This window comes from Streptomyces sp. NPDC002386, from assembly GCF_053593175.1.
The window spans coordinates 85,790-93,655 of record NZ_JBSFBX010000024.1; the positions used below are offsets into that span (position 1 = coordinate 85,790).

The window sequence follows — 7,866 nt, forward strand, 5'->3', positions numbered from 1 at the left end:
TGGGACTTTGATCTGGAGGGGGCTTCGGCATGGGTTACGACCTGCACGCGGTGATAGCTGACGGGGAGGTGCTGCGGGGTGTGGCTCGGGACCTGCCTGTTGCCCGGCTGGCTTCGATCGGCCAGGGCCTTGCTCTGCTGCCTATGACGGACGCCCTGTTCGATTCCGTCACGGACGGCAGCGGTGTGGGCCCGTTGGGGTTCTGGCGGTTGGCTACAAGGCCGATGTACTTACCGGATCAGGAACGCACAGCGACGTAGTCGCCGGTGGCCTTGGCCGGGCCGGTGGTGTGGGTGCCGGAGAAGTTCCACCGCCAGTAGCCGTCGCGCACTGCCTTGACCGTGGCGCTAAGGGTTCCGGTGCCGCTCGTGTTCACCGTGGCCACGGTGGTGTAAGTGCTGCTGCTCTTCGGCCGGAACTGCAGTTTCACGGCTTGGCCCGCATAACCGGCATACCGGTAGGTGTCCCAGTTGGCCCTCACGAGTTTGCCGGTGACGGTGATCCGAGCGCCCTTGGCCACCGGTTCCGGTGAGGCGTTGACGGTGAGCCGCGCGGCACGCTTGAGACCGAACGACCCTGCACCGGGGGCGAAAACGGACTCGCCGTTTCTGAAGTCGACCAGCGCGTCGACTGACCATGTTCCCGCGTTGACGTTGGCGAGGTCCACTGGATCGTCGCTGCCCGGAGCCAGGTGGGCGTTCACGGTGAACATCGTCGTGCATGCCGTCGCGGTCTCACAGAACGCATCGGTGGTGTAGAAGCCGCCGTGCGGCCCCTTCAGATCCACATCGGCGAAAGACAGACCAGGGTCATCCGATCCGGTGACCGTGACCGGGAACTGCACGTCGTGCGTTGCACCCACGATGACGTCATGCCCGAGGTTTACGGTGGCACCGCTGACCACCGGATCACTGGGCGCGGCCTCGGCCGAGGCTCCAACTCCCAGGAGCAGAAAGGCGACGGTCCCCACCACGGCAGCGCGGCTCGTCACGCGACCGGCGGGCTTGCGCCCAGTGGTACATGCGGCGGAGAGGAGCGGGACGATGTCACGCCCGCCGCTTCGTCTCTCGCTACTCGGTGCGGCGAAACGGCTCATGAGCCCTCCCAGGGATGACAGGCCTCGCTGCCAACCACCGGACACGCAGTCAGTCGGTGGGGAGCGCAGGAGACCGATGTGTATTACTCCCTACGACTCACGAACCGGTCCCACCGTTGCCCCCGGCCAGAGCGGGAAGACAGCCGGCCACCCGCCACAGTCGGACACTCCTATCAGCTCTGCTCCAGGGGCTGTCCCGTCGCGCGAGCAGGAGGAGCACTCGGACAGCACGAGAAGCAAGCCGAACCCGGCAGGCCGGCCGAGCCAACAACCTACGCTGGCAACCGGGCCCGGGCTCTCGCGATGCCCGCCGCCGACGGCACGGTCGTCCTGGACCTCAACCGGGTCGCGAACCTACCCTGCGCCTACACGGACCTGCGCCTGCCCGCTGCCCCCGACCGAGAAGCGGCTGCCGCTGGCGGGCGGGGTCGGCCAGAAGAACCCCCGCGAGCGCGGCGACTCCTGAGCCAGACCCACTCTCACCCCGTCGTTCCTAATTCGCCCGTGGGAAACCTGGATGCCGGGGCCAAGCAGCTACCGTCACTTTAGCGACAGGCCCTTGGCGCGCCGGCGTCCATCCGCGCGGTGTCCCGGCTCAGAACGGCATTCGGCCACGGGCCTGTCGTCCGGCGGAACCGCTGCGGCCCACCGCCCGGGAGCTGGAGCTGAACGACTTGCCCAGCAGGCGGCCCAGGATGCCGGGCGCCTTCGATCCGACACGCGAACCGGCGCCGAGGCCACGCTGGGCTCCGTTCTGCGGGTGCCGCGAAAAACGCGGAAGCAGGAAGGCCAGCACGGCCAGGACTACACACGCGGCGATCACGATGCCGATGACCATCTCAGTCTCCAAACACTCCGTGTCAGGCAGCTCCATTGCCCTTTCGCTCAACCGACTGCCCCGTCAGCCACTGGTCACGCCGCTCGGACTCGGGCGTGTGGTCGGGACGGTGAGCGCGGCCGCTTCCGTTCCCGGACGGTGCCGGTCTACTCGTCCAAGGCTGCGACGATCTCCTCGGCCGGGCCGTCTCTTGAGAATCATCAACCGGCATACTGGGCGCCATCGAAATTGCACCCGGAAGTAGATAGCGTGAAATCGGACATATTTCGCATCAGTGCGAGCCTTGCGGCTGCCACCGTGACGGCGCTCGGCCTGTCCTCATGCTGGTCGGGCAAACCCGTCGTCACTCCAGAGGCCGTAACCCATTCCGAATTGGTGGGCCGGTGGGACGGGGAGCGGAAATGCGGATCGCCGATGCTTCGACTGCGCGATGATTACACTTTTTCCAGCAAGGACTTTCCAGTCCAGTGGGACGGTCCGGTGCCGGATGCGCAGGTGACACGCCGTTCATCCGAGGGCGAATGGCATGGGGTCAATAAAGACCCTGGTCTGTCACCCTATCTAGTGCTCAGTTTCAAGAATCACAACGACGTCCAAATTCTGCAATTCTTTCTGGAGCATGGAGAGCTGCAGATGGATGGGACTGTCCACGCGGACGGCGGGGACCCCTATCCCTACCCATGCCGCTACAAACGCACCTCTGTCGATCCTGAGGCCTAGGGAGTTCCAGGGACGGCAAGCAGTGCACGCCGGCAGGCGTCGACGGCCCATACATCGGCAGCGATCCAAGTCCCCCGGTGTTCACGCGCCGGCCGCACACAGCACCACGCACCGTGACGGGTTACGAACCGGTGGAATGGCTACTCGCGGTGGATGAAGCTCAGTGATGTTCTGCATCGGAAATCTCCGCTGGTCCAGTGGCTCTCACCTGCCCCCCAGGGCCCGGGCCGGATTCTCAAGGCCGTGGACCGGGTGGAGCGGTTCTCCGGTGGGGACCGGTTGCTCGACGCCGTGCAACGGGTGATTCAGGCGGCACCGCTGGGGCCGGCCCGCGACGGGCTGCACGGACGGTGGCTGGGCCACCCGGTGCATCCGTTGCTGGTGCAGGTACCGGTGGGCAGCTGGCTGTCCGCGGCGCTGCTCGACGCGGTGCCCGGGCAGCGGCGCGCGGCGGACATCCTGGTCGCCACCGGCCTGCTGGCGGCCGCGCCGGCCGCCATGGCGGGCTGGGTGGACTGGGCGGACTGCAATCGCCCGCAGCAGCGGATCGGGTTCGTTCACGCCGCTGCCAACGCCGCCGGGATCGCCCTGTACGCCACCTCGCTCAGCGCCCGCCTGCGGGGACGGCACGCTGCGGGCAGAGTGCTCGGCTGGGCGGGGCTGACCGCCATCGGTGCGGGCGGTGCCCTCGGCGGCCATCTCGCCTATCGGCAGGCGGCCGGAGCCAACCACGCCGAAGCCGTTCCGCAGCTGGTGGAGCCGGGATGGCACCACGTCGCCGATCTGGCCGACCTGCCCCGTGACGAGCCGGTACGCCGCACGGTCGGAGAGGTCCCCGTGGTCGTCGTCCGCGGACAGGACGACGCGGTACACGTGCTGGCGGAGCACTGCAGCCATCTCGGCGGCCCGCTGTCGGAGGGGGTGCTCGAAGACGGCTGCCTACGCTGCCCGTGGCACGGCAGCCTGTTCCGGCTGACAGACGGCTGGAACGTCCAAGGTCCTGCCACCGCACCCCAGCCGGCCTTCGACACCCGCATCACCGATGGCCGTGTCGAGGCCAGACTCCGTGCCTGAGACTCCCGACCTCAGCGGTGGCCTGAGGTGCAGCTGCGTGACACCGCAGGCGGGACGCGTACACGCGCGGCCATGACGGGCGCAGGCGGCCGACGGGCACCCTGCAGCCCGTGCGGCCGCTCCGTCCGCCCATTAGGAGGTCGACCGTTCCACCAGCCGGGTGAGCCCACGTCGCATGGATGCCTTCGTGGAAGGTGCACGACATGCGGGGTCCCGATCGCCCGAACGTCGTCGTCGGCTTGGTAGAAACACGCAATCCGGGTTCATCGGCCAGGAGGTGAAGCTCCAGTTCAAGGCAGCCGGTGCCGCCCACTACCGCACGGTGAAGACGGTGCGGTCGGGCGACTCCGGGAAGCTCAGCGCCAAGGTCACCGCCACCTCGGCCGGCAGCTGGCGCCGGCACTTCCCCGGCACCACGACGACCGCGCGGGTCACGTCCGCCGGCGACGCGGTCTCGCTGAGGTAGCCGGCCGGCCAAGTCGGCGACATCGGCCGCCTGTCCGCGACACACGGTGCGGACAGGCGGGCCGGTGGACGCGGGATGAGAGGTGAAGCAACCGGTAGCGGCCTCGGGCTCCAGGTCATCGTCCGGCAGCACGGCGGGCGGTCGCGGGAGTCCCGTACCGGACTCGGTTACTCCCACCGTGAGGGGCAAGGGGACCGCGCGATCGTGCGCGCCGTGGACGGCGGTTCACGCAGTCGAAGTGATCGCTCGGGTGACGGCCGCGATCGACGGGGCGGGGTGGCCTGACAGGCGTGCCACGAGTACCCGGCGGATCTCGGGGGGCGCGCCGTCGACGCGCAGCAGGTTCACCCCTGGTGGCAGCACCGGTGAGAGCCGGAACGGCACCGTCGTCACGCCGAAGCCGCCGGCGACCAGCTGTAGCTTCGCCAGCCAGTCACGCACGGAGTGGACGATACGCGGCCGTCCCGGCAGGCCGGGCCAGACGCCGAGCAGCGGCTCGGAGTCCGATGACGGGGTGGCGATCCAGGCGGCTTCGACCAGCTCGTCGACGTGCACCGTGGTGCGTCCGGCGAACTCTCCGGTCGACGATGCGGCCACCAGCAGTTCGGTCTCCGTGACGGTCTCGGTGTGCAGGGGTGGTGAGTCGCCGTCGAAGGGCCGGTGGGGTGGGCGGGATGTCAGCACGGCGAGGTCGAGCGAGCCCGCGCGCAGTGCCCGGATCAGAGTGGGTGTGGTGCCCTCGCTGGTGGTGACCGTGATCTGGGGGTCGGCCGCCGTGAGATGTGCGAGTGCAGCGGGCAGCATCGCCGCGCCCGCGCTCAGGAAGACCCCGAGCCGTACCAGTTCGGTCCGGGGGGCGGTACCGGTGAGCTCACGCTCGGCCGCTGCGAGCGAGGCCAGGACTGTGTGGGCGTGCCGCAGGAGGGTCAGGCCGGAAGAGGTGAGCCGTACCCCGTCTGGGCGGCGTTCGAACAGGGTGGCGTTGGCGCTGCGTTCGAGGGCGGCGGCCTGGCGTGAGACGGCCGACTGCGTGTAGCCGAGTCGGGCAGCCGCCGCCGTGAAACTGCCGGACTCCGCGATCTGCCGCAGAACCCGCAGTCCCGCGCTGGAGATGTCCATGCGGTACACGCATACCACACATGCCAGATCTTCGCTTCCCGCATGCGCGCCCGTCTCCTAGCTTCGAACCGACGAGCACGGACGAACACGGAGGTCACGACGTGCGAGCAGCAGTTCTGACGCAGTTCGGCGCCCCTCTCACGGTGCGGGAGGTACCGGACCCCGAGGCCGGGGGCGGTGAGGTGCTGGTGGAGGTCCTCGCCGCCGGCGTGGCGCCCTACGCGGCCGAAGTCTTCGACGGCACGCGGAACTACCCTCTGGTCCCTCCTGTCGTGCCCGGTGTCGGCGGCGTGGGACGGATCGTCCACGTCGGCCCGGACGCCACCCGCCTGCGCGCCGGCGACCTGGTCTGGTGTGACTCCACGGTCCGCTCGCGCGACGAGGCGCTGACGCCCGACATCACACTCCAGGGCTGGAGTTCGCGCGGCGACGGCGGTGCGCGGCTCGCCCGCCACCTGCGCGACGGTTCGTTCGCCGAGCTGATGCGGGTCCCGACGGAGAACGTCTTCCCCCTGCCGGCCGCGGCAGGGGACGACCCGGCCCGGTGGGCCGCGCTCACCGTGCACGCGATCCCCTACGGTGGGCTGCTCGCGGGCGGGCTCGCGGCCGGCGAGGCACTGCTCGTCAGCGGGGCCACCGGCAACCTCGGCAGCAGCGCGGTCGCAGTCGCGTTCGCGATGGGAGCGGGCCGCGTCATCGCCCCGGGCCGCAATCAGGCCGCGCTCGACCTCCTCGCGGACCGGTTCGGTCCGCGGCTACGACCGGTCCCGCTGACCGGAGACGAGGCCGCCGACCGCGCTGCGATGTCGGCCGCGGCCGATGGCCCGATCGACATGGTGATCGATCTGCTCCCGCCGAGCGCACCCAGTTCGGCGTCGCGTGCGGCGGCCATGACCGTGCGCGAGTACGGCCGTGTCGTCCTCATGGGCGGGGTGGGCATGCTCGGTGGCGACGACCTCGCACTCCCCTACCCGTGGATCATGCGCGACTCGATCACCGTCCGCGGGCAGTGGATGTACCCGCGCACCGCCAATGTCGGCATCATCCGGCTCCTCGCCTCGGGAGCTCTCGATCTCGCCCCGGAACGGGTCCGGTCGTTCGGCCTCGATGCCGTCAACGACGCGGTCGCGTACGCCGCCGCGCACGGTGGCCCGTTCGACCGCACCAGCCTCACTCCGTCGGCGCGCTGACACGGGCCGGCTGATCCCCGCCGTCCGCACCACCCACATCATGATCGCGCCCCTTCCGAGCCGGATCGCTCGGCGCAGACCGGGCCCGGCGGCCTCCGCCGAAGCGCGCGCCGAGCTGACGGCGGCCCGCGCGGCTCCAGTCCCCGCAATGATCATTGGACGAGGCCACTTGGACCGGAGAAACGCAACTTAGACATCGCCCTCAGAGGCAGCTAGCTTCACCTGGTCCTCGGCAATCGCCCACGGTCGCACCGGAGTTCCGTCCGGCTGAGCCAACCGCGGCGGGATGAGGTGGTCACGCTCCACGAGTCCGCGCCCCATCCGTACGCCACCGAACCGGGTCCACACCAGGCACCCGAACCAGGGAGAGACGCATGCCCCATCTCGCGCTGTACACATTCGGCGTCCTGAAGTCACCTCTCGCCGATCCCGCTCCTCTCACACGCGAGTTCTACGGCATCGGTGAGGCCGTCTACCGGAAGATCACCCAGCAGCCCGGATACCTCGCGCATGCCGAACCGGCGAACGTCGACCGGGGCGTACTGTTCGAGGCGGACTGGGGTGCATGGGGAGAGTTCTCCGTACCGACCTGGTACGGCAAAGGCCGCACCGCGGAAACCACCGCCCTGGCCGCGACCCTCTCACTCTGGACGGACCTGCGCCCCGCCTTCGACGCCATCTACACCGGTCTGCACCGCGAGGCGCTGAACAGGCGCTACGACTGGTTCGAGAGGACAGGACACCCGAACTACGTGTTCTGGTGGGTCTCCGACGGCGTGACACCCACCTGGCGGGACGGAGTCTCCCGGCTGGAACACCTCCACGACCAGGGCTCCGCGCCGCACGCCTTCACCTTCCACCACTCGTTCACCCCGGAGGGAACTCCCGCCAGGATCAAAGGCATCGGACAGCAGAGCGACCAAGTTCGCTGACGAGGGAACCCGAACGACTGCGTTGGCTGCCGAACGCTCGATTGAGCGACGGCGAACAGTTGCGTCCGCGCCACGGCGCGGCGTCCTGGGACGCGGGGGGGGCCAACCGGGCTACTTCTGCCGGTAGTTCTGCATGGTCCACCTCCACGTCCCCGTGATCCACTCTCCGGTGACGGGGGACGCCGCTTCCCCCGTCCCCAATGCAGGACCACCCCCCGCTCAGGTCACAGGCACATCGGCCGGTGCCCGAAGGAACAGGAGTCCGATTCCGTGACGTCCCATCGTCGCCCTAAGCAGCCCAGCCGCACGCGTGTCACCGTGCTGACCACCGCGGCTGCCGCCGCCGTCGCGCTGAGCGCGAACGCCGCCAACGCCGCTCCGAGCGAGAAGCTCGGCAAGGACGAGGTCAAGGCGAAGGTCGACAAGCTCTA

General features: G+C 69.3%; 7 protein-coding genes and 3 pseudogenes. 7 read left to right on the forward strand and 3 right to left on the reverse strand.

Annotated elements, in window-relative coordinates:
- Positions 1-238: 238 nt before the first annotated feature.
- A complete protein-coding gene (locus tag ACWCPN_RS33385; protein ID WP_451214050.1) occupies positions 239-1,096 on the reverse strand; it encodes a calcium-binding protein in 858 nt (285 codons plus the stop codon).
- Positions 1,097-1,363: 267 nt separating this feature from the next.
- On the opposite strand from ACWCPN_RS33385, the pseudogene ACWCPN_RS33390 reads away from it, so the two are divergent.
- A pseudogene (locus ACWCPN_RS33390) lies at positions 1,364-1,562 on the forward strand (DUF1684 domain-containing protein); the annotation flags it as partial.
- Positions 1,563-1,691: 129 nt separating this feature from the next.
- Here ACWCPN_RS33390 and ACWCPN_RS33395 read toward each other — a convergent pair.
- On the reverse strand, positions 1,692-1,934 hold the full coding sequence (locus ACWCPN_RS33395; protein WP_199209133.1) for a DUF6411 family protein: 243 nt from the start codon (positions 1,932-1,934) through the stop codon (positions 1,692-1,694).
- Positions 1,935-2,183: 249 nt separating this feature from the next.
- On the opposite strand from ACWCPN_RS33395, the gene ACWCPN_RS33400 reads away from it, so the two are divergent.
- From ACWCPN_RS33400 to ACWCPN_RS33410, 3 genes and pseudogenes are all read left to right on the forward strand, one after another.
- A complete protein-coding gene (locus ACWCPN_RS33400; protein ID WP_451214053.1) occupies positions 2,184-2,654 on the forward strand; it encodes a hypothetical protein in 471 nt (156 codons plus the stop codon).
- A 153-nt stretch (positions 2,655-2,807) separates the two neighbouring features.
- Positions 2,808-3,728, forward strand: coding sequence for a Rieske 2Fe-2S domain-containing protein (locus ACWCPN_RS33405; RefSeq protein WP_451214056.1), 921 nt, complete (start codon positions 2,808-2,810; stop codon positions 3,726-3,728).
- A gap of 259 nt (positions 3,729-3,987) precedes the next feature.
- Positions 3,988-4,194 (forward strand): annotated as a pseudogene (locus ACWCPN_RS33410) (hypothetical protein); the annotation flags it as partial.
- A gap of 225 nt (positions 4,195-4,419) precedes the next feature.
- Here ACWCPN_RS33410 and ACWCPN_RS33415 read toward each other — a convergent pair.
- Complete coding sequence (locus ACWCPN_RS33415; protein ID WP_451214059.1) at positions 4,420-5,313, reverse strand: LysR family transcriptional regulator; 894 nt, start codon at positions 5,311-5,313, stop codon at positions 4,420-4,422.
- A gap of 101 nt (positions 5,314-5,414) precedes the next feature.
- Between ACWCPN_RS33415 and ACWCPN_RS33420 the strand changes: the two genes are divergently transcribed.
- The 3 genes and pseudogenes from ACWCPN_RS33420 to ACWCPN_RS33430 form a co-directional block, all read left to right on the forward strand.
- Positions 5,415-6,503, forward strand: a complete 1,089-nt coding sequence (locus ACWCPN_RS33420) for an alcohol dehydrogenase catalytic domain-containing protein (protein ID WP_451214062.1) — start codon at positions 5,415-5,417, stop codon at positions 6,501-6,503.
- A gap of 374 nt (positions 6,504-6,877) precedes the next feature.
- Entirely contained in the window at positions 6,878-7,435 is a 558-nt protein-coding gene (locus tag ACWCPN_RS33425) for a DUF3291 domain-containing protein (protein WP_451214065.1), read from the forward strand.
- Positions 7,436-7,669: 234 nt separating this feature from the next.
- Positions 7,670-7,866 (forward strand): annotated as a pseudogene (locus ACWCPN_RS33430) (hypothetical protein); the annotation flags it as partial.